Annotated in this window: 12 protein-coding genes and 2 pseudogenes; 9 read left to right on the top strand and 5 right to left on the bottom strand. The window is 47.4% G+C overall.

Going from position 1 to position 20,380, the window contains the following annotated elements; all coding sequences use genetic code 11:
• Positions 1-21: 21 nt before the first annotated feature.
• Genes cusF through yjjJ form a run of 4 tightly spaced genes read left to right on the top strand, consistent with a single transcriptional unit; the run spans position 22 to position 6,161 of the window.
• Positions 22-363, top strand: a complete 342-nt coding sequence (cusF, locus tag A4308_RS15835; RefSeq protein ID WP_023330435.1) for a cation efflux system protein CusF — start codon at positions 22-24, stop codon at positions 361-363.
• Between the two features lie 11 nt (positions 364-374).
• Positions 375-1,625, top strand: a complete 1,251-nt coding sequence (locus tag A4308_RS15830; RefSeq protein ID WP_045282116.1) for an efflux RND transporter periplasmic adaptor subunit — start codon at positions 375-377, stop codon at positions 1,623-1,625.
• A 10-nt stretch (positions 1,626-1,635) separates the two neighbouring features.
• Entirely contained in the window at positions 1,636-4,812 is a 3,177-nt protein-coding gene (gene silA, locus A4308_RS15825; protein ID WP_045282115.1) for a Cu(+)/Ag(+) efflux RND transporter permease subunit SilA, read from the top strand.
• 44 nt (positions 4,813-4,856) lie between these two features.
• Positions 4,857-6,161, top strand: coding sequence for a type II toxin-antitoxin system HipA family toxin YjjJ (gene yjjJ, locus A4308_RS15820; protein WP_045134087.1), 1,305 nt, complete (start codon positions 4,857-4,859; stop codon positions 6,159-6,161).
• A gap of 317 nt (positions 6,162-6,478) precedes the next feature.
• Here yjjJ and A4308_RS22545 read toward each other — a convergent pair.
• The 4 genes and pseudogenes from A4308_RS22545 to A4308_RS15805 form a co-directional block, all read right to left on the bottom strand.
• Positions 6,479-6,574 (bottom strand): annotated as a pseudogene (locus A4308_RS22545) (carboxymuconolactone decarboxylase family protein); the annotation flags it as partial.
• A gap of 295 nt (positions 6,575-6,869) precedes the next feature.
• Positions 6,870-8,120 carry a HEPN/Toprim-associated domain-containing protein gene (locus tag A4308_RS15815; RefSeq protein ID WP_061362457.1) on the bottom strand — a complete coding sequence of 417 codons (1,251 nt, stop codon included), beginning with the start codon at positions 8,118-8,120 and terminating at the stop codon, positions 6,870-6,872.
• Positions 8,121-8,252: 132 nt separating this feature from the next.
• The gene (locus A4308_RS15810) at positions 8,253-9,356 is read right to left on the bottom strand and encodes a hypothetical protein (RefSeq protein WP_063308660.1); all 1,104 of its coding nucleotides are present in this window, start codon (positions 9,354-9,356) and stop codon (positions 8,253-8,255) included.
• Positions 9,357-9,370: 14 nt separating this feature from the next.
• Positions 9,371-9,682, bottom strand: coding sequence for a tyrosine-type recombinase/integrase (locus A4308_RS15805; RefSeq protein WP_230278607.1), 312 nt, complete (start codon positions 9,680-9,682; stop codon positions 9,371-9,373).
• A 450-nt stretch (positions 9,683-10,132) separates the two neighbouring features.
• Between A4308_RS15805 and A4308_RS15800 the strand changes: the two genes are divergently transcribed.
• The 5 genes and pseudogenes from A4308_RS15800 to A4308_RS23000 all read left to right on the top strand — a co-directional run bounded on the left by A4308_RS15800 (position 10,133) and on the right by A4308_RS23000 (position 19,357).
• A complete protein-coding gene (locus A4308_RS15800; protein ID WP_063308659.1) occupies positions 10,133-13,375 on the top strand; it encodes a P-loop NTPase fold protein in 3,243 nt (1,080 codons plus the stop codon).
• 178 nt (positions 13,376-13,553) lie between these two features.
• Positions 13,554-15,755, top strand: a pseudogene (locus A4308_RS15795) (AAA family ATPase).
• Between the two features lie 531 nt (positions 15,756-16,286).
• Positions 16,287-17,027 (top strand): DUF4145 domain-containing protein, encoded by a 741-nt coding sequence (locus A4308_RS15790; RefSeq protein WP_061362453.1) that lies wholly within the window; start codon positions 16,287-16,289, stop codon positions 17,025-17,027.
• 397 nt (positions 17,028-17,424) lie between these two features.
• Complete coding sequence (locus tag A4308_RS15785) at positions 17,425-18,561, top strand: hypothetical protein (RefSeq protein WP_063308658.1); 1,137 nt, start codon at positions 17,425-17,427, stop codon at positions 18,559-18,561.
• A 499-nt stretch (positions 18,562-19,060) separates the two neighbouring features.
• Positions 19,061-19,357 carry a DUF6884 domain-containing protein gene (locus A4308_RS23000; protein ID WP_373467680.1) on the top strand — a complete coding sequence of 99 codons (297 nt, stop codon included), beginning with the start codon at positions 19,061-19,063 and terminating at the stop codon, positions 19,355-19,357.
• 427 nt (positions 19,358-19,784) lie between these two features.
• Here A4308_RS23000 and A4308_RS22025 read toward each other — a convergent pair whose 3' ends face one another.
• Positions 19,785-20,081, bottom strand: coding sequence for a helix-turn-helix domain-containing protein (locus A4308_RS22025; protein ID WP_061362452.1), 297 nt, complete (start codon positions 20,079-20,081; stop codon positions 19,785-19,787).
• Positions 20,082-20,380 lie beyond the last annotated feature (299 nt).

Raw genomic sequence — 20,380 nt, 5'->3', positions numbered from 1 at the left:
TAATTAAACAGGAAAGTAAAAATGCGTAATTCACTTAAAACCGTTGTCCTCGGTGCGATCGCCGTAATGTTTTCTGCCAGCCTTCAGGCCGAGGTTCATCAGCACGCAGGAATGAATGTTGCCAGTGAAGGAACCTCAGAGCAGATTATTAAGGGGACCGGCATTATCAAGGATATTGATCTCACGAGTAAAAAAGTCACTATTGCCCATGATGCTATCCCGGCGGTGGGCTGGCCCGCGATGACGATGCGTTTCACCTTTCTTCAGGCTGACGAGAGTATTTCGGCCCTGAAAGTCGGTAGCCACGTTGATTTTTCGTTTGTCCAGCAGGGCAATATCTCTTTACTGAAGAGCATTAAATAGCGAGAAGTAGCATGGCATCTTTAAAAATAAAATACGCTGCCATGATAGTCAGCAGCCTTATTGCAGGAGGGATGATATCCGTCACGGCATGGCAGCATATTCACGCCTCTGCAAAACCAGAAAATCAGGTTTCTGAAAGAAAGGTACTTTTCTGGTATGACCCGATGAAGCCAGACGTTAAATTCGATAAACCTGGAAAATCGCCGTTTATGGATATGGATCTGGTGCCAAAATATGCGGATGAAAATGATGATAAAAGCGGTGCCGGAATACGCATTGACCCCACGCAGGTCCAGAACCTGGGGTTAAAAACGCAAAAAGTCACCCGCGGAACGCTGAATTATAGCCAGACGATCCCAGCCAATGTCAGTTATAACGACTATCAGTTTGTTATTGTGCAGGCGCGCGCGGAAGGTTTCGTTGAGAAAGTATACCCGTTGACGATCGGCGACCATGTCAGGAAAGGCACGCCGCTGATTGATATCACCATTCCGGACTGGGTAGAGGCGCAGAGTGAGTTTTTGCTGTTATCCGGTACCGGTGGAACGCCTGTGCAAATCAAAGGCGTACTTGAACGTCTTCGGCTGGCCGGGATGCCGGATGAAGATATTCAGAAGCTACGGGCGACCCGAACTATCCAGACCCGATTTACCATCAAGGCTCCCATTGACGGGGTGATCACGGCGTTTGACCTGCGCACCGGCATGAATATTTCAAAAGATAAGGTGGTCGCTCAAATTCAGGGGATGGATCCGGTCTGGATCGGCGCGGCGGTTCCTGAGTCTATTGCTTATCTGCTGAAAGACACGTCGCAGTTTGAGATTTCAGTACCCGCTTACCCTGATAAATCCTTCCCGGTTGAAAAATGGAACCTTCTGCCGAGCGTGGATCCCAGCACCCGTACGCTGCAGGTGCGCCTGCAGGTCTCCAACAAAGACGAGCGTCTGAAACCGGGCATGAATGCGTATCTCAAACTGAATACGCAAAGTCCGGAGATGCTGTTGATCCGGTCCCAGGCCGTTATTGATACCGGAAAGGAACAGCGCGTGATTACCGTCGATGCAGAGGGGCATTTTGTGCCGAAACCGATCCACGTTCTGCATGAATCTCAGCAGCAGTCCGGTATTGGTTCAGGCCTCAACGAAGGGGAGACGGTGGTAGTTAGCGGTCTGTTCCTGATTGACTCCGAGGCCAATATTACCGGCGCGCTGGAGCGCATGCGTCACGCTGAAACAGCAGACAACACGCATTCAGGTCATTAAGGGGACGATGATGATTGAATGGATTATCCGGCGGTCCGTCGCCAACCGTTTCCTGGTGATGATGGGGGCGCTGTTTCTTAGCATCTGGGGCGCATGGACCATCATCAACACACCGGTCGATGCCTTGCCCGACCTGTCTGACGTTCAGGTGATTATCAAAACCAGCTATCCTGGCCAGGCCCCGCAGATAGTTGAAAATCAGGTGACCTATCCGCTCACTACCACCATGCTGTCGGTACCCGGTGCCAAAACCGTGCGCGGTTTTTCTCAGTTTGGTGATTCGTATGTGTATGTCATTTTTGAAGACGGTACTGATTTGTATTGGGCCCGGTCGCGCGTACTGGAGTACCTGAACCAGGTTCAGGGCAAACTGCCTGCTGGCGTGAGTTCAGAAATTGGCCCGGATGCCACGGGGGTGGGCTGGATATTTGAATATGCGCTGGTCGATCGTTCCGGTAAGCACGATCTCGCAGAATTGCGCTCATTGCAGGACTGGTTCCTGAAATTTGAGTTAAAAACCATCCCCAACGTGGCTGAAGTGGCATCGGTTGGCGGCGTGGTTAAGCAGTATCAGATCCAGGTCAATCCGTTAAAACTGGCCCAGTACGGCATAAGCCTGTCGGAGGTTAAGCAGGCCCTTGCGTCGTCGAACCAGGAAGCAGGGGGATCGTCGGTTGAAATGGCGGAAGCAGAGTATATGGTCCGGGCCAGCGGCTACCTACAGACGATAGACGATTTCAATAATATCGTGCTGAAAAACAGTGAGAACGGTGTCCCGATTTACCTGCGCGATGTTGCTCGCGTACAAACGGGGCCGGAAATGCGCCGCGGTATTGCTGAGCTGAACGGGCAGGGGGAAGTGGCGGGTGGCGTGGTGATCCTGCGCTCGGGCAAAAATGCGCGTGAAGTCATTACGGCGGTGAAGGATAAGCTGGAAACGTTGAAGGCCAGCCTGCCGGAAGGCGTCGAGATTGTGACGACCTACGATCGTAGCCAGTTAATCGACAGAGCTATCGATAACCTGAGCGGCAAGCTGATTGAAGAATTTATCGTGGTGGCCATCGTCTGTGCGCTGTTCCTCTGGCATGTCCGCTCTGCACTGGTGGCGATTGTCTCTCTGCCGCTCGGCCTGTGTATTGCCTTTATTGTGATGCATTTTCAGGGACTGAACGCCAACATCATGTCGCTGGGGGGCATTGCCATTGCCGTCGGTGCGATGGTGGATGCGGCCATTGTGATGATTGAAAACGCGCACAAACGGCTGGAAGAGTGGGATCATCTGCATCCGGAAGAGCAGATCGACAACGCCACCCGCTGGAAGGTGATCACCAATGCCTCTGTGGAAGTGGGGCCCGCACTGTTTATCAGCCTGCTGATCATCACCTTATCGTTTATTCCCATCTTTACCCTTGAGGGACAGGAAGGGCGACTGTTTGGTCCACTGGCCTTCACGAAAACGTACTCCATGGCGGGGGCGGCCATGCTCGCCATCATCGTTATCCCCATCCTGATGGGCTTCTGGATCCGCGGAAAAATCCCCGCAGAGAACAGTAACCCGCTGAACCGGCTGCTGATTAACGCCTATCATCCGCTGCTGATCAGGGTTCTCCACTGGCCAAAAGCCACCCTGTTGGTTGCAGCCTTATCTATCTTCACGGTTATCTGGCCGCTGAGCCAGGTTGGCGGTGAGTTTTTACCGAAGATCAACGAAGGCGACCTGCTGTATATGCCCTCGACCTTGCCCGGTGTGTCTCCGGCAGAAGCGGCGGCGCTCCTGCAAACCACGGACAAACTCATCAAAACGGTGCCTGAAGTGGCGTCTGTTTTCGGCAAGACAGGTAAGGCAGAAACGGCAACGGATGCCGCACCGCTTGAAATGGTGGAAACCACGATTCAGCTCAAACCAGAGGATCAGTGGCGGCCCGGCATGACGATTGACAAGATTATTGACGAACTGGATAACACCGTTCGTTTGCCAGGCCTGGCTAACCTGTGGGTTCCGCCTATTCGTAACCGCATTGATATGCTCTCCACCGGGATCAAAAGCCCGATAGGTATCAAAGTGTCCGGTACCGTTCTGTCTGATATCGACGCCACGGCGCAGCGCATCGAGGCGGTCGCCAAAACGGTGCCCGGCGTGGTGTCTGCTCTGGCGGAACGCCTGGAGGGCGGGCGTTACATTGATGTGGATATTAACCGGGAAAAAGCCGCCCGCTACGGAATGACGGTGGGCGATGTGCAGCTGTTTGTCTCTTCGGCCATTGGCGGCGCAACGGTAGGTGAAACGGTGGAAGGCGTCGCCCGCTACCCGATCAATATTCGTTATCCTAAGGACTACCGGAACAGCCCGAATGCGTTAAAACAGATGCCTATCCTGACGCCGATGAAACAGCAGATCACGCTGGGCGATGTGGCTGATATTAAGGTTGTTTCCGGCCCCACGATGTTGAAAACGGAGAATGCCCGGCCAGCCAGCTGGATTTACATCGATGCACGGGGCAGGGATATGGTATCGGTGGTGAACGACATTAAGACGGCCATCAGTCAGAACGTGAAGCTGATGCCAGGTACCAGCGTGTCTTTCTCCGGACAATTTGAGCTTCTCGAACATGCCAATAAGAAGCTGAAACTGATGGTACCGATGACGGTGATGATCATCTTCATTTTACTTTACCTGGCGTTTCGTCGCGTGGATGAAGCAATGCTGATCCTGATGAGTCTGCCGTTCGCCCTGGTCGGTGGAATATGGTTTCTCTACTGGCAGGGTTTCCATATGTCAGTCGCAACCGGAACCGGATTTATCGCCCTGGCCGGGGTCGCAGCGGAATTTGGGGTCGTTATGCTGATGTATTTACGTCATGCCATTGAAGCGCAACCGGAACTGTCCCGTCGGGAAACGTTCACAGAACAAGGGCTTGATGAAGCACTATATCATGGTGCCGTGCTCCGTGTGCGGCCAAAGGCCATGACCGTCGCGGTGATCATTGCGGGCCTGCTGCCAATACTTTGGGGGACTGGTGCCGGTTCGGAAGTTATGAGCCGGATAGCGGCGCCCATGATCGGCGGGATGATCACAGCGCCGCTGTTATCGCTGTTTATCATTCCTGCGGCTTACAAGTTGATTTGGTTGCGCAGGCATAACTCAGCGACAATCGTTCGCGAAGATGACAGGGGGCCCAATACCTGATAAGTTAGCTATTCAATATGCTATTCATAAAGCGATTCACTACGATGATAAACCGATCCGAAACGTTACGACAACTGCTGAGGCAAGGCCCAATATCGGTAAGACAACTAATTGATATTATGGGTATTAGCCAGCCAACCATCTCCAGGGCGATTAAAGCACTTGGCGATGAGGTTGTTCGGATCGGCTCCGGTCCATCTATTCACTATGTGCTACGCGATACGCGTCGGGGGTTCAGTTCGGCCCCCATTTACCGCATAACGGAAGAGGGCCAGGTTAAACCGCTGGGCAGACTCGTTCCGGTTTATCCAGACGGATTTGTAATGGAGCAAACGGACGGTATTTGCCTCCATAGCGACGGGTTGCCGTGGTGGCTGTTTGACATGCGGCCCCAGGGATATCTTGGCCGCGCGTATGCCTCCCGATTTTCATTCGAACTGGGCCTGCCGGCAAATCCAGAGAGCTGGAGTGATTCGGATGTTATCAGGGCATTGCTGGCACACGGACACGATGCGGTGGGGAATCTGTTAATAGGTGAACAGGCGCGGAACCATTTTGTGGAGATGCCGTCGCCTGTAGCCGTGGATCGGCCCACGGCATACCCGGCGCTGGCGCTGGCCGTTAGCTCCGGAGAGGTGCCGGGTTCCTCCGCTGGTGGTGAACAACCCAAATTTTGCACCTATACAGAACGAGGTCACGTCATCGTGAAATTCACGGCGCCGGACGATAACCCTATTAGCGAACGCTGGCGGGATCTGTTGCTGGCGGAACACGTTGCATTAAAGGTGCTCGGCGTCGAAACAGAGTTGTTTGATTTTGGCGGACAGCGCTTCCTCGAAATCCCGCGCTTCGATCGCACAGGCGCGCTTGGTCGCAATGGTCTCTTTTCTTTACGAGCGCTGGAAGCGGAATTTGTCGGCCGGGCGAGAGAGACATGGCCCGTGCTGGTTAATGAGCTGGTAAAGCAGGGCTGTGTTCACCCTGATGCGGTGGCCGCTACGGCACGGCTTTGGGCGTTTGGCATGCTGATTGGCAATACCGACATGCACCACGGTAATCTGTCGTTCATCAGCGCGCATGGCCGACCTTACCATCTTGCGCCAGCCTATGACATGCTGCCCATGGGATTTGCACCTAAGTCAGGAGGCGGAATGGTGAATACGCTTCGTCCGGCATCGCTTCCTGAGGTGATAGAGGGAGATACCTGGCACGAGGCGCTGGAACTGGCTGAGCGTTTTTATGCTTTGGCCAGCAATTGCGACCGTTTCTCTGCCAGTTTTACGCCATGCATGGTGGCGTTACGCGCACATATTGACGACGCGGGGGCGAGGATAGCGCGCCTGGGATGATGCGCATGGAGAGATGCATTTTTATGGACTAAGGAAGATATCACAGAAGGTATGGAGACCTGGAGTGTCTCAATATTGTATTTAACTATTCTGGGTTTGAGGAATATACATAATTTACTTCAGCACCAGAAATAGTATAACAAATTGTTTTAAATGGATATTAATCAAATGGCGATTCAAGCTCACAGTTATGAACTCAGTTTTAGTACATAACTGTGTTAAACGCTGTCCATAAATCACTCGATGTCACGCCTGTTGGTTCATGAACTGTTCGTTCTAATTTTGTGATGTGCGTCAGGTTTTAGTGTTCAGTAATATTACCTTTTACTCGATGATCGATTGTTTAGCACCTCTCCGGCAACCGGAACAGCGGTAAATGCGTTTGGCCAGCCAGCATAGAAGGCGGCCTGGGTATCCTTGGTCCTCATCTCCCCGCGTCTGATGCCGAGTTCCAGGCGCTGATTAACCGGCTTTACTGGTGGGCACATGCCGCCTGATTACAAGCTGCTGGAATATCATCGGGGGACGATCACAGCCCTGGCCGGGTGCGGTAAAACATAAATCATCGCGGATACCCTAGCTCTGCATACGGGAGCCAGGCCGGTACTTATCCTGACGCACACCAACGCGGGTGTGGTAACACTGCGTCTGCGTATGCAACGTGCCGGTTTTTCAGCTATAGAGTAATACAAATTAAATACAAAAGAATTACATTTGCACGTCATTTTTATTATGGAATTGCAGCTGAAGTCCATCCAGAATCTGTTTGTCTATACCAGCCAAAAATACGTGCATGAGCTCCTCGAGCTGATTTACATGATGGCACTCAATTAAGTGGTGCTTCCCTTTCTTATCCCGGCCATTTCGATGAACAATGTCATGTCTAATGATCACTGAACGCGCTATATCATTCAATATATCGGGCGGGAAACTGACAAGGAGACATTCCTGATAGAGTTTTTTCACTGTGGCAATATGATGAAACGACAGGCTGAGCAATGCCGTCTCGATAGTCTTGTCCAGCGAATCGAGCAGATTGAAGACCTCTGAAAGTGGCTTTTTAGGGCTATTCTGGAATGTCTCGTAGCTCTCAACGAAACGTCGCTTAACAGAAGGATGCTTTACTGCCCGTATGAAAATATCTGCAAGGTAAGCTTCCATAACGGTAATTATGCCGGAGTAACACATTCTCACCAGTACAGGATTTTCGGGTGCAGAGGATACCAGTGCACTTAACTCAGAGAGGCTTTGTCTGGCATGTCTAAGCGGTTGAGTGGCTCCTGCATGTTTTTCTTCCAGATCGTCAAAATCATCAGTCCATCCGGCAGAAATGAGCCATTTCAGGTCCAGTTCGCATACAGCTTCATCCTCAGTGATTAGCAGAATCGCTAAAGAGTAAAAGTCTTGTTGTGTACACGGGAAATTAAAGTTCGAATCACGAACCCATAAGCAATCAGAGTCAACCGAGCTGACCATCAGGGAAAGCACAGGATCACCGGTTTCAATCCACGTCAAAAGTTGGGAGAAATCACTCTCGTTACTCGGCCAATGTGCTGCCTTGTTTAACCGCTCAAGCCAATCATCCAGCGTCGCATTTTCAAGAACCGGGATGACATGCTTCAGCCAGGTGATTCTGTATTGAAGATAATGTTCTCCGTGGGGATGTTCTTCGCTTTCAAGTTCGGCCAGCTCCGCAATAGAATCCGCTTTCCAGGAGTCAATGGCAGTCGAAAAATCCCGTTCGAGAGCGGCCCGGTCATATCCGTTCAGCTGTAACCGTCGGCGCATCTGTGCCACGGTCGTTCGATAGCCAATGAACGTTTCTTCTGACCAGAATCCGTCCTCCTCTTCGGCAATCTCCCTGACACGATCGCCCTCCTGAAAATACCACTGATAATAGTCATTCTGCGTATCGTACAGAGTGAAGTTACCGATAGAGATATTTGTCCACGTTGACATAGAGCGCCCATAATGTAATACATTTGAAATTCATTTAGATTTCAAATGTGTGTTTTGACTACCTTAAAATGATTTCATTTGACATACATTAGAAATTCAATTGTATTTCAAATGAATGACATTTAACGTGATTTAATCGCCATGATAGCGGCTGTCACCATCGCAAAAGTCACATCCGATGTGATGACTAAACTGCGGAACACTATCGCTAAAGTGGTCGCAGTATCCACACGCATGCAGCTCCGTGTAGTAATTGAGACACTGGGTGCAAAGATAACCATCACCGTGTTTACAGACACTGTCAGGTACCATGCAATTAGTGCAACCTCCGGGTAGTACGGAGAACATCTGCTCATCGACGCTCCGAAATGTTTCCTCATCCAGAAGTTCCATTCGATCTACGGTCTCGCTGCAGTTGTCGCAGGTAAAAGGTTCATCACCTTCAGGTAGGGACTGTCTTTCGTCGCAATTTGAACAACTGAGTAAAATATGGCGGGACTGACTGGTACAGACACGACACCGCGTAATGAGCAGCGTTCGTTCCTCGCTTCCGGTGATGTGAGATTGAGTAACCGACGCCTTTTGTTTGCAGGACTCACAGACCCCTATCTGGTTACCTGATTTGGCCAGCGCATCCAAGTCCTCTTTAACCTGCCGGAGCCGAACGGCAGCATAGAACTCACTTCCCCTGAGTAGGCGGGTTTCACCGTGCGCCAGCTTCCAGCTGTAGCTGTCTTTAGCGCCGAAAATTGACTGCCATTCATCCCGCATGAGACGGTTAAGGGCAAACCAGGCATCTGCCTGCTCTTTCTGAATTTGATGCTGTTCCGCATCTGTAAAGGAGGGATGATAGAAGTGAACCACACGATTTCGGTGTTTCCGGACTTTGTCAAAAACGTTATGGGTTGTATCACTTAGTGGTTTTTGAAGAACATCGCGGAGGAGGGTACGAATTTCGTCATAAGTAATGGACTGAAAATCCCCGTCCAGGTAACTCTGTTTTTTGGGAGGAGTCTTTCGGCTGCAGACAAGACTCCAGTGCTCATGGGCAAGAGGAACCTTCAGCAGAATTTCAACTGCAGTCCAGAAGCTAACGATGGAAAACTTTGGCTTTGCTGCTTCCAACTCCTCCCGCGCCTTGTCCAGAAATTCCAGTCCATTGTTAATCAGGGCCTGAACCTCCGGACTGAGTTCAGGGGACCCAGGTTCCAGGTCTGCGTCATCATCATCAAACATGTGACTTCCTTGCTTTAGTTGTTATTACCGCGCAGCAGGTGCATCGCAAAACTGTGGCGGAACGTGTGAGGGCTGATGCTGATACTGAGTTTAACTCTGTCGCGTTCCGCAGCATCGGTTGCCCTGACCAGCCAGTTCCTGACCGTCCGGTCAGAAACATTCCACATCGGCAGGGCACGACGTTCACCGGTGACGGGGTCGTCCTCAAACTGCTCCCTGGTGTTGGCAAGCAGCCTGTGCATCTCATCAACGTAGGCCGGGTCGGGTAACGGGACTACACGGTTCGCACTTTTCCCCTTGCACGGACGGCCGCCGCCGGCTGCCACGGAAAAAAACCGCAGAGCGGTGCACGCTGAAATTCCGCTTTCTGGATATATACCATAAAACGGAAACAATTAATCTGTAGGGGTTGTCAGAAAAGGATCGTAAAAGGATCAAAAACGGATCTTTTTTCCCTGGATGATGGGGCAGGAAAAGGAAGCTGGCCCCTTATGTTGTGTTCTGTGACAATCTGCCCTCAAGAATGCGCCAGGTTCCTAGAAATACAGAAAGCGTAAATAGCGTTATGACTGTCCCTGCTAGAGTCGACTTTTAGGGATACTGCGTGTTTGCGGAAGTTCATAGGTCTACGGAAACAAGCAAAATCGCTAAAGGTGCTAGAAAAACGTACCCCAACGGTTTTATGATGAAAAGGTGAACACATCTGCGGATTTTGCTTTCGTTCACTTACTCGTTCAATAGTAAGATTTTCAAATCAAGGACAACAAGGAGAATCTGTGGCGCTTAAACTTCAGCAAGAAACTCCTGCCGGTAGCGACCTTTTCCGAGGCGAAAGCCACAGAAAGGTCTCTGAACAAATGGCAGAAGTGATAAAAAAAACAGATGTTAATATACTTGGACTAGAGGGTGAATTGGGCTCAGGAAAATCAACGATCATTCATTTCCTGAAAAAAGAACTATCCCCGGAATATACGTTTATAAATTTTGATGCCGAGCTTTATCATTATGGCAACACCAAAAAAGCGCTCATAGAGGTAATATATGATGGAATAAGAAAAATCCACGGTGTGAATATATCTAAACTAGAAACGCTCAGAAATAAAGCGTTGGGTAATGTAGTGGAATACGATAAGAAAGTCAGTAGCCGACTAAGTTGGTGGACAGTAAGTTTTATCCTGTTGTGTCTTCTGTCGGTGCAAATGGTCCGGTATTTACTTTTGGATTTAAATTCTCTAATTAAAGGCACAGGTACAGTTTCTTTTTATATTCTCTTACTGGAACTCCTCTCAGCACTTTCTCCGGGCCTCCTTCTTTTATGGCTTAAAGGCAAACATAGTAGAAGACAAAAAAACATCGGCAAGGTAGAAGATATCATAACAGTCGGCGATCTCTTTAAACAAAATAGCGTAGATAAGATTTCAGAAACATGGCTTATAAGTAGAGAGATAGGAACTATAGAACTAACGAATGCACTTGCCGGTTTTACAGAAAGATCTACAGTGCCTGATAATGCAAAATTTATACTTATAATTGATAATTTAGACAGAATAAGCTCTGAGAAAGTGAAAGAACTCTGGAGTGATATGGAGCTTATTTCAGGTACCACGCATAAACAATTCCGGATCATCGTGCCGTACTCAGCACGACATGTAGCAAAATCACTTCTTGTTGAGGGACATTCTGGTCGCGAATTTATAGCAAAACGTATCCCCGTAACTTTTACGGTTCCGCCTTTAATCACAGCTGGATGGCAGGATGCGTTCAGGGGAATGTGGAAGGAGACAGTACATGAACATAATGAATTATCCTGCTCAGAAACAATTTTAATACTGGAGCGCTGGCGTCCTGGCGAATACCCTAGAATTACACCACGATTGTTGAAAAAGCTAGTAAATGACATTCATATATTACAGATGACTGTATCAGCAACCGACTCGGAAGAATTAATTCTTCTTGCACTATATATAATATTTGTCAGATATAATGAAAATGACGTGACCCTACTCCTTCGCTTTTCTGCAGGCAGAGATGCTAATCTTGCTCCTAACGAATTTGAGGATAAGGTACAGGCAACACAAGATCAACTCAACCGCCTATTTTTTAATGATACACAACGCTGGAGTGAATATCTAATGAGTATTCACTTCCAGTCATCAGTTGTACTCGCTCGGTCAGAATTATTTGATACTCCATTGACGGAAGCGATCAAAAAACGTGATTCTGGTGCACTGGAGAAACTGTCAGGTATGTATGGTTTCAGTCATGCCTGGATGCGTTGTGCTCACCAAATATCAATGCAGGACTGGATGGAGACGGTTGCTAAATTACCTTCAGAAGTTATCGACACTATCTCTCAGGAAATTTGCAATGCTGTAAGAGCATTGGATGCAACCTATGCACTCAGAGAGCGGGCACTTTTCAGGAGCGACTTTAGCCAAAGTATCTTCAATCTGGTAAAGCAGGGTTATATCGGGCAGGAGAAATTTATAATCCGTCAAAGTGATTACATTGTAAAGGAACTCAGCTTATTACAGAATGCACCTCATAATGATGAAGGTTATGTCAAAGAATTATTAACTGAGGCCAATATATATTCAGATCTAACTGAGCGTAATTTGTTGAATGAAATTTCAACCGATTTATCAGGGGTAGTTTACTCACTATATCTTTTGGATCGAGAAAATAAGTATCCAAAGCTTGATATAAATAACTTGTCTTTAAATGAAGATGAACAAGAAAAAATGCTTCGATTCGAACTTGGTGACGAAGGTGGAGACATTTTCAATAAAGGAGTCATTAGATTCTTTGGATTACATAGTAAAGTAGTAAGAAACATTATAGAAAATGAAAAAGGTAATTTGCCAGATATCGTAACAAAAGTGTATTCCGATTTTACTTACAATACACCTATTATTGAGATTAGTAGGTTTAGAAAGTTAATTTTTAATAAAGAGTGGTACTCGAGCGGGTATTTACAACGCTTATCTTTTCAGAAAGAGATCCAGTCTGGAAATCCTGAAGAGTTTGCTGCCCATGCTGTCGCTCACATGGTGGCCATTAATGATTATACTTCTATCGAAACCTATGCAGATGGATTGTCTGAGAATGAAGATTTCATTAGATATCTCTCATATTATTTTATCTATATGAATTCATTCCAGACAGTGATTAAATCATTAAATGATTTGACCGCTGCACCATATGTGCGTAACTCTATCTCGCTTATATTTAATGATGAGAAACTTCAGTATATAGATACGTTATCTTATGTTAGTAAATATTATCAGGCCATTAAATCGTTACCTAATGATGTTGACGTGTTTAGGCCTCTGGCTGACAGAGATAATGCATTGGCTGAGCGAATTAATGACAAAAACTTAGAGTCTCTGGATTCCAAATTTATTGATGATGTATTTAGCACCGATTCTTTGCCTCCGGTAATGGGAAAAATCATCACCCTAAGCCAGTCTTGTTTCGCTGATTCAGATTCGCTGTATGCTGCTTTCAATAACTTGGAAGCTAACAGGAAACTTATTCTTACCAAAATGAAAGAATCAGACAAATCCGTGTCATCTAATTCTGTCGCGCATATGTTTGCTGAATGGTATCGTTCAACCGACGTGAAACAGCTAAAACAGAGCGAAAATGTAAATTTTTTATGGACAGTTTTGGATGGTGATCAACGTACTGAGATACTACGAGAGCTTCATGATATTTTGTTGGAAGGTGACAGAAGTATCGAAAGAAGAATTGCAGTTATACAAGATTTTCATGATGTCTTAGTCTTCAATGAACCAGAAAAGAAAACTTCACGTAGAGCCATAGCTGCGCTTTTCCCTCGCTCTCTCGAAGATAAAGTGCTTCGTGAGTGGCTTGATGCTCAGACTCTGAAATTAAGTAGCTGGAGTCCAGAAGATGCAGAAAGTGTTAGTCACGTAGTTTGCGAGAATCATGAGTTGTTTCCAGGATTATCTAACTCGTCGCCATACATAAAGAAAAGATTGAACCAAGAATCATAACAGTTCACTGGGAAGCTCTCTTTTGGGAGCTTCCCTTGTCATTTTCCTGAAATTACAGAAAACGGAAAAGGAAATTCCCGGGAAAGGAGGTAAGATTATTCTGAGCACTCAAGTGCGCGCGGGACGAAAAGTGCGCAAGGGCAGAGTACCTACTACTGTATAAAAAAGGAGAAAAAGCGTGGCTGTTCTAACGATCAGGGGCGTCAGAAGTTACGGTGCTGACAAAGATGTGCGTATCGACCTGAGCAATAAGGTTACGCTCATTTATGGCCAGAATGGTTCTGGAAAATCAACAATATCAAACTACTTTTCTGGCTATTATCCGGAAAAGTACCACCAGTGCCGTTTTGAAAGTCAGGTGGAATTATTTCCGCTTGTCTTTAATCAGGATTATATCGAAAGAAAATTTAGTCTTGAGAATGTTCAGCCAGGTATATTCACACTTAGTGAGCACAATAAAGATATTCAGGAACAAGTTGATGATAATAGGAAAAAGATCACCCGGGTAGATACAAAGATAAGTGAACTTAACACTGAAATCGCAGGGCGGGCGAAAATGGAGTTGACCCTAATAAATAACTGCGCCGCCAGAATGTTCAAAAGAACATCTACTGAACGGGCCCGATTCTCGTCTTTTCTTACGGGAGCGAAGCAGCAGAGAAATTTTTATGAACGAATAAAAGATATTCCCCTTGCAGTCACAGAACTTAACATGGAGGAACTTTCTGCTCGTCTAGAAAACCTGGAGAAAAGTAAAGGAACAAGTTTACCTTATATCAGCTTTACCCTTCCACCACCGCTAAATCCTGCTGTGCTTCAGCTCATCCATTCACCACTTCAGCCCGCGTCAGGTACACAATTTGCTGGATTTATTGCAAATATGGGAAATGCCGACTGGGTCAGAGAGGGGACTCGATATATTCGTGACGATGTCTGCCCTTTTTGTCAGAACACGTTTGATACAGCCCATTTTGCCGAAGAAATGGCGAGGATGTATGACAAAAGCTACACCGACGCGATTGACGTAATAAAAAAGGCGGCAGGAGATGTAGCGGAAAATGTTGACTATCTCAATGACCTGTAGGAGAGAGTTTTCAGACATCCTGCGGTAAACGAAGGTGCAGAGGTTTTTGTCTCCCTCAAGTTACTTATTCAGATCAGTCAGTCACACCTCCAGACAATCGTCAACAAACTCGAAAGACCTTCTGAGATATACGATGTAGCTGATATTTCTGAAGCGAGCAACAGCCTCATCAGTAGTATAGAAAAGATAAATAATACCGTTTCTGCGAACAACCAACTGGCTGATAACTACGATGCCGAAATGGCGAGATTAAAGGCCGATGTTGATATGTATCTGCGCCAGATTTGCGACGAGTATCTTGTGGCACTGACAGCTGAACTTCAGGAAGTCAGGGCTCAGAAAACAAAAGCCGAGCAACAGGCCTCAGCTCTTTTGACTGAAAGAAGGCAGCTCGGGGATCAAACGTCCCGGCTTGTAGGACAACTTTCAGTCATTCAACCTACCATCGATTCCATCAATATTAATCTGAAAGCGTTGGGCGTAACTGACTTCCACATCTGCTGCCATAACGAGGAGATGAAACTTTACCGGCTTAGACGGGTAAGCGATCCAGGGGAACAGGATGTATTCAGAACGCTGAGTGAAGGTGAAAAAACTATTATTGCGTTACTCTATTTTATCGAATCCTGCACCGGCAGTGTCACGCCTGATGCCGTCCACGATGGCCGGAAGATAATAGTTATTGATGATCCGATATCCAGCCTCTCACATAATTACATTTATGAAGTAGCCTCGCTGATCAAACGGAAAATTATTAAACCTGAGACAGCCCGCCATCTGGTAATCCTCACGCATAACCTCTTTTTCTTCCAGGAAATTTTGCTGACGGCCGTGAGAAGGCTGGAGAGTAAACTTGATGCACCTAAAGGATGGTCACTGCTGCGTATTATCAAGAATGAGCACAGCGACTGTATCCCTTTATCCATGCACGAAATGCTTAATGAGTATCAGGCTCTCTGGCAGACGCTCAAAGACGTGCGGGACAACAAGAGTCAGGTTATTGTGCTGCCTAATACGATGAGGAATATTCTCGAATACTACTTCAGCTTTGCCTGCAAAGAAGAGAAGCTGGAAAAAACGCTTGCCGCTCTGGCTTCAGAGCACGCCGAAGGCCGTTATGATTCGTTCTATCGGGCAATAAACAGACATTCTCATTCAGATGGCCGGAACATACTATCTACAGGTATTATGGATAAAAGCGAATATTTCAGGCTTTTCAGAAAGATATTTGAAGAAATGGACGAACTGACTCATTACTGCTCAATGATGGACGAAAAACAGGATGAAGTGATTTAATATTGACTTTGGTTCGGAGCATCATCACCTGCGGGCACCAATCACTTAACGATTCGGGAGCGAGCGCATGTGCTTACGCACATGTTCTACGCGCCCGAAACGAAAACGTGTATACCGGATAACCGGAACAATTTTCGGTTTCATGAGGCTTTCCTTCTACAAACCGGCTACTGCCGGAAGTCCCTGTACCCATTACAGGCTGGTAATGATCCAGAGGGGAACGCCCGAGGTGATGACGTGGCTATCATACAAAAAATGGCACCAAGTGTCATAATCTTCCTGCGTTTTTGACACAGTCAAAATCCCACAGCAGTCCGATAAGTTAGTGCTATTTGCAAGTGCCGACTTTAGCGGAAAACGGAAAGTGCGAGAAACAGGGAAGAGTAAGAACCCCGTTTATCCGACATGTCGGTCATTGAGTGTCGCGGCTCTTTTTCAAAAACGGCTAATGGATTATGGTGAAAGCAGGTTTTCACTGAATTTGAAGATCTGATTCAGATCTCATCACTATTACCTTCGGAGTCCAAGTAAATGTCTGTTCATAAAATTTCGGCTAGATTTTTCGCGAGCCTGAATGTGGAATGGCCATGCCCGTCATGTGCCCAGAAAACACTGGTTATTGATAAAGAGACTTTCCACGCTAAGTCACTGCTGGAAAGTCGACAAATTCAGAATGAGGATTGGTTTGAACCTGAAATGGATGAGAAGGTTTTCAGCTGTATGGCACACTGTTCACGGGCAAACTGTAATGAAGTGGTTGTCTGCATTGGTAAGGGAGGCTGGGAGGAGGAATGGGACGATGAAATGAGTAATCGAGACTATGTTGCCTGGTATAAACCAATGAGCTTTACTCCCACCTTACATCCATTTGCACTTCCCGAAAAATGTCCCGATGAGATTACCGCTCCTCTAACGGCCTCTTTTTCCGTCTATCTCAGCCAGCCAGGATCTGCGGCCAATTTGATCAGAATAGCTGTTGAGCGAATGCTGACGGCGATTGATATTCCTGAACATAACGATAGACAGAAACGCATTAATCTTCATCAACGTATTGAACTTCTCGACGGGCAATATACCCCCTATAAGAACACGCTGATGGCCATTAAATTCCTGGGTAACGCCGGCAGTCATACCTATGATGAAGTGACCACCGGCGATATCGAAGCGGCATTCGAGATAATGGAGTATGTCGTGAATGACCTCTTTTCCGGGCGTAAGGAGTCGATTGACGTTCTCACCAGACGACTACATCGCAAGTTCGGAAACCAGTAAGGAAGCCGACATTACTGACCTGCCACTGGGTTGCGGTAGCAGTACTCTGGAAGTCAGGATAGTTCAGAAGCTGTAGAACTATTCTGACTAATGAAACCTGAAGGAATGTTGTTTAACCGGACAACATACTTATCTGCAAGATAGTCCTCAGGACGATATTAGTTCGGCATACTTATATACATATATGTTATGCAATAAGTACAACAAAAAAACTCAACGTAACGCTACCGGCCCCGCAGTCAGTGTGTTAGTAAATGCGGCCTGCGGTTCAGAAAGTCCATCGGCGCTGCGGTCGGAAGCGGCGTATGGAGTGCAAACCGTCTTGATTTGAGCAGTATCCGTGAAATCCGCCTAATGGACTGGCCAGCAAAAGCGTAAAAAGAGATATGAATAAAAAATGACGGTTCATAACAGTACTACAAACGATACCCCACGCGGTGAATCAACTGACGTAACCACCCGGTCAACGCTGACCAACCGTATCCGAACCGAATATACGGAGGTCGTCAACGATAGAGGCATTCGAAAAATTCTTGCCAAGATCGTTAAATCGGGAGCAAAAAAAATACCAGGCATCGGTACCGCACTGACGCTGCTGGAGGAAGGTTATGCGGAAGTAACTGCAATGGAGGAAAAGCAACGACGAGCCCGCGTCGAAAAGTTCGTTATCGGTATATACCAGACGCTGCCGGAACTGGCTGATATTTCATCTGAAGACTTTCTTGCCGTACTCCGCAAGGTTCTGCAGGACGATGAGGACGAGAAAACCTGGCTTTATGTACGCCTGCTCGTTCAGTTGGGCAGGGGGACACTGGATAAAGAAATTCGTTTCCACTTTATTCATATGACGCACAACCTGACCTTCGGACAGCTTAAATTTGCCCGGGAGCTATATCTTCGCAAATCCCTGGAACTCAAGGGATATAACACCAAAGGAGACGCAGAGCTGGCGCTGACAGATAGACCGGAGGGGATGACACAGCGTGCCATCAATACTTTAATCAGCTGGGGTCTGATCAGGGAAGATCGTAGCGGCGAACTCCGGCGTGCTCCTTTTTATCTTATGAATGATGATATGCATACCCTCATTGATCTGTTGTTTGACAACAGATCGCTGCAGCCTGCCGAGATAGGAATGGAAGTTAAAGACCAGCCCGATGTCGTGATACTCACCTCGACCCGCTCAGACGGCGATCTGTATGTCACTGAATTGCCTGAAAAGCTGGAACGTCACAAATTGAAGGTCGCAATAATGGAAAAGAACAGTGACCATCAGAAAACAACTCTCGCCGGCTTATATGTTTTCCTCACCACAGGGGAAGAGGAGCTCCATTTTCGTCGGGAAGAATGCACCTATATCCAGGTCAGAGACACCCCGGAAAAGGACGGTGACAGCCTTTTGAGAGTAAGAGTCAAGTCATCGATATTCAACGGTTCAGACATCTCAAAAACCTCCATTGGCATATTACGGGACATTATCAACAGGGTTGCGGATGGTGTGTTACGTCTTCATGAGGCGAAGGCCAGTAAGTAAAAGTCGATTTCCAACCGGCTTTTTACCTCTTACCGTACGTTTTTGTACGGTTTGCCGGGTCTTCTTATTAACTTATGGAGCCCTGGCACAAGAACCTGAATGGCACTCCTGGCCGGTTACACTGGGCGGGAGGTGGCGGAGCATCTGGCCAGGGGCATTTTGTGGAACGACGCCGGAGCAGTGGCCGGTGTGTCTTCATTCCCTCGTCCGCATGAGGAATAGAAAATTACAAGAAAATACATCGACTTACATATCAACTATTGCCATGATAATTGCATCAACCGCAGTGCTGGTCAGTATTCATACATGGAGAAGAGCGAAGAGATACAAGATAATATTTAAAAAGCTGAAGAATGGGGAGGAGCTGAATGACAAGGAAATTTTGCTCCTTCAGAAGCTTCGTAAACCGGCTCAAAAATAATGCCTGTCTGTTATATTTCGCGACCTGACGTCCATCTCATCGTCACCTGCACGCGCCGCAAAACTGTGGCTGCAGGTGATGCTGTGTTTCCGGATGAACGTAACTACGGGCTCTGGATGGAGAGACTGGCGCAGGACCGTCGCGGATCGCCCCCCCATGACTGCCGGCGAGCTGTATACAGGCCACCACTGGAGCAGGGCAGCTGCAGCTGCGGCGCGTAGTGGTGCTGAGATGTGGATTATATCCGCAGGCCTGGAGCTACTGCATGTCTCTGATCTCGTGGTCCCGTATGAAGCGACGTTCTCCTCGATGTCGTTCTGCCATCGCACTCACTGGGAGCGGCTGACAACGCGTCCACCTTCGGAACGACAGTGAACCGCCCTGGAGACGCTGATGCAGTCAAGGTCTGCCGATCGGTTTGTGGTGGCGGCCTCCCCGCTTTATCTGCGTGTCGTTGAGTCAGACCTGAGCGCCGGCATGAAAGCTCTCTGCAATCCGGAATAACTGGTAGTGGTCACGTCAAAAGGCTATCAGGGATAGCCTGAAGGGAAATATCAAGTATACGAGTGCAGACATGATGAAGGCCCTCAAGGGGAGGTGGCAGTCATCACATCCCCGGAAGAGATGGATGCACGACACCTATATGTCGCTATGACGTGGGGATCTTCGCGGCTGGTTGTGTGCTCGCTAACTCCCATATTGACGGCCCACTAACTCCGATGCAAAGCGCCATTGCTCGCAAATTGCACCTTCCTTAGGGGCAGTGACTGTCGTACAGCCCTATCAAATAACCTGGCTTCTATCACCAGTCTTCACGCCTTGCAGGTGAATCAAACTCCTTTTCAACCAAATTTGAAGCCTTTGTATAAGTTGAAATAGGTTCAGAACTAAGCGAAATCTCCACTCCCAAAATATTTAACACGTTGTATAGGCGCTGAAAACTTGCTTTTGAAGGGTTTGCCTCAAGGCGAGCATAAGTCTGCTGAGTGACACCCAACCTAGCGGATAATTCTCTTTGAGTTAATCCTTTTGATTTACGAAAACCAATTAAAAGTGGCCGCAACTGGCTAAGAAGTCTGACCGGGAAAACATTATCCATAAGTAGGTGACCATGTCGATTATTTTAAAATAAGTTCACTTAGCGTAAAAAAACAGCCTTCAGGGTGTTTTTTTACTTTACAGCTTTTAAGGTGTAAGGATGAGTTCGTTGTTTAATTTGTTGCATTGAGGTGTTAAAGGTTGCATCTGGGACTGACTAAGATTATATTTTTCAGGTCTAGCATATAGTGGTACGCGCTGTTAATCTCATATTAGTGAAGTTTATCAGTGCATGAAGGGAGAGGGCGGTCTCGGCTTTGCCCTCTCTTTTTCACGACTCTATTAAACGTTAAATCCTTT

This window comes from Enterobacter sp. ODB01 (genome assembly GCF_001623605.1).
Lineage (GTDB): Bacteria > Pseudomonadota > Gammaproteobacteria > Enterobacterales > Enterobacteriaceae > Enterobacter > Enterobacter kobei.
This window is presented reverse-complemented; position numbering and strand designations above follow the sequence as displayed.

Bases quoted from the DNA above. Each gene is read 5' to 3' on its own strand.
- A4308_RS15790 (WP_061362453.1), top strand. From the start codon at position 16,287: ATGTCTGTTCATAAAATTTCGGCTAGATTTTTCGCGAGCCTGAATGTG.
- cusF (WP_023330435.1), top strand. From the start codon at position 22: ATGCGTAATTCACTTAAAACCGTTGTCCTCGGTGCGATCGCCGTAATG.
- A4308_RS22025 (WP_061362452.1), bottom strand. From the start codon at position 20,081: ATGGATAATGTTTTCCCGGTCAGACTTCTTAGCCAGTTGCGGCCACTT.
- A4308_RS15785 (WP_063308658.1), top strand. From the start codon at position 17,425: ATGACGGTTCATAACAGTACTACAAACGATACCCCACGCGGTGAATCA.
- A4308_RS15810 (WP_063308660.1), bottom strand. From the start codon at position 9,356: ATGTTTGATGATGATGACGCAGACCTGGAACCTGGGTCCCCTGAACTC.
- silA (WP_045282115.1), top strand. From the start codon at position 1,636: ATGATTGAATGGATTATCCGGCGGTCCGTCGCCAACCGTTTCCTGGTG.
- A4308_RS15815 (WP_061362457.1), bottom strand. From the start codon at position 8,120: ATGTCAACGTGGACAAATATCTCTATCGGTAACTTCACTCTGTACGAT.
- A4308_RS15830 (WP_045282116.1), top strand. From the start codon at position 375: ATGGCATCTTTAAAAATAAAATACGCTGCCATGATAGTCAGCAGCCTT.
- A4308_RS23000 (WP_373467680.1), top strand. From the start codon at position 19,061: ATGCTGTGTTTCCGGATGAACGTAACTACGGGCTCTGGATGGAGAGAC.
- yjjJ (WP_045134087.1), top strand. From the start codon at position 4,857: ATGATAAACCGATCCGAAACGTTACGACAACTGCTGAGGCAAGGCCCA.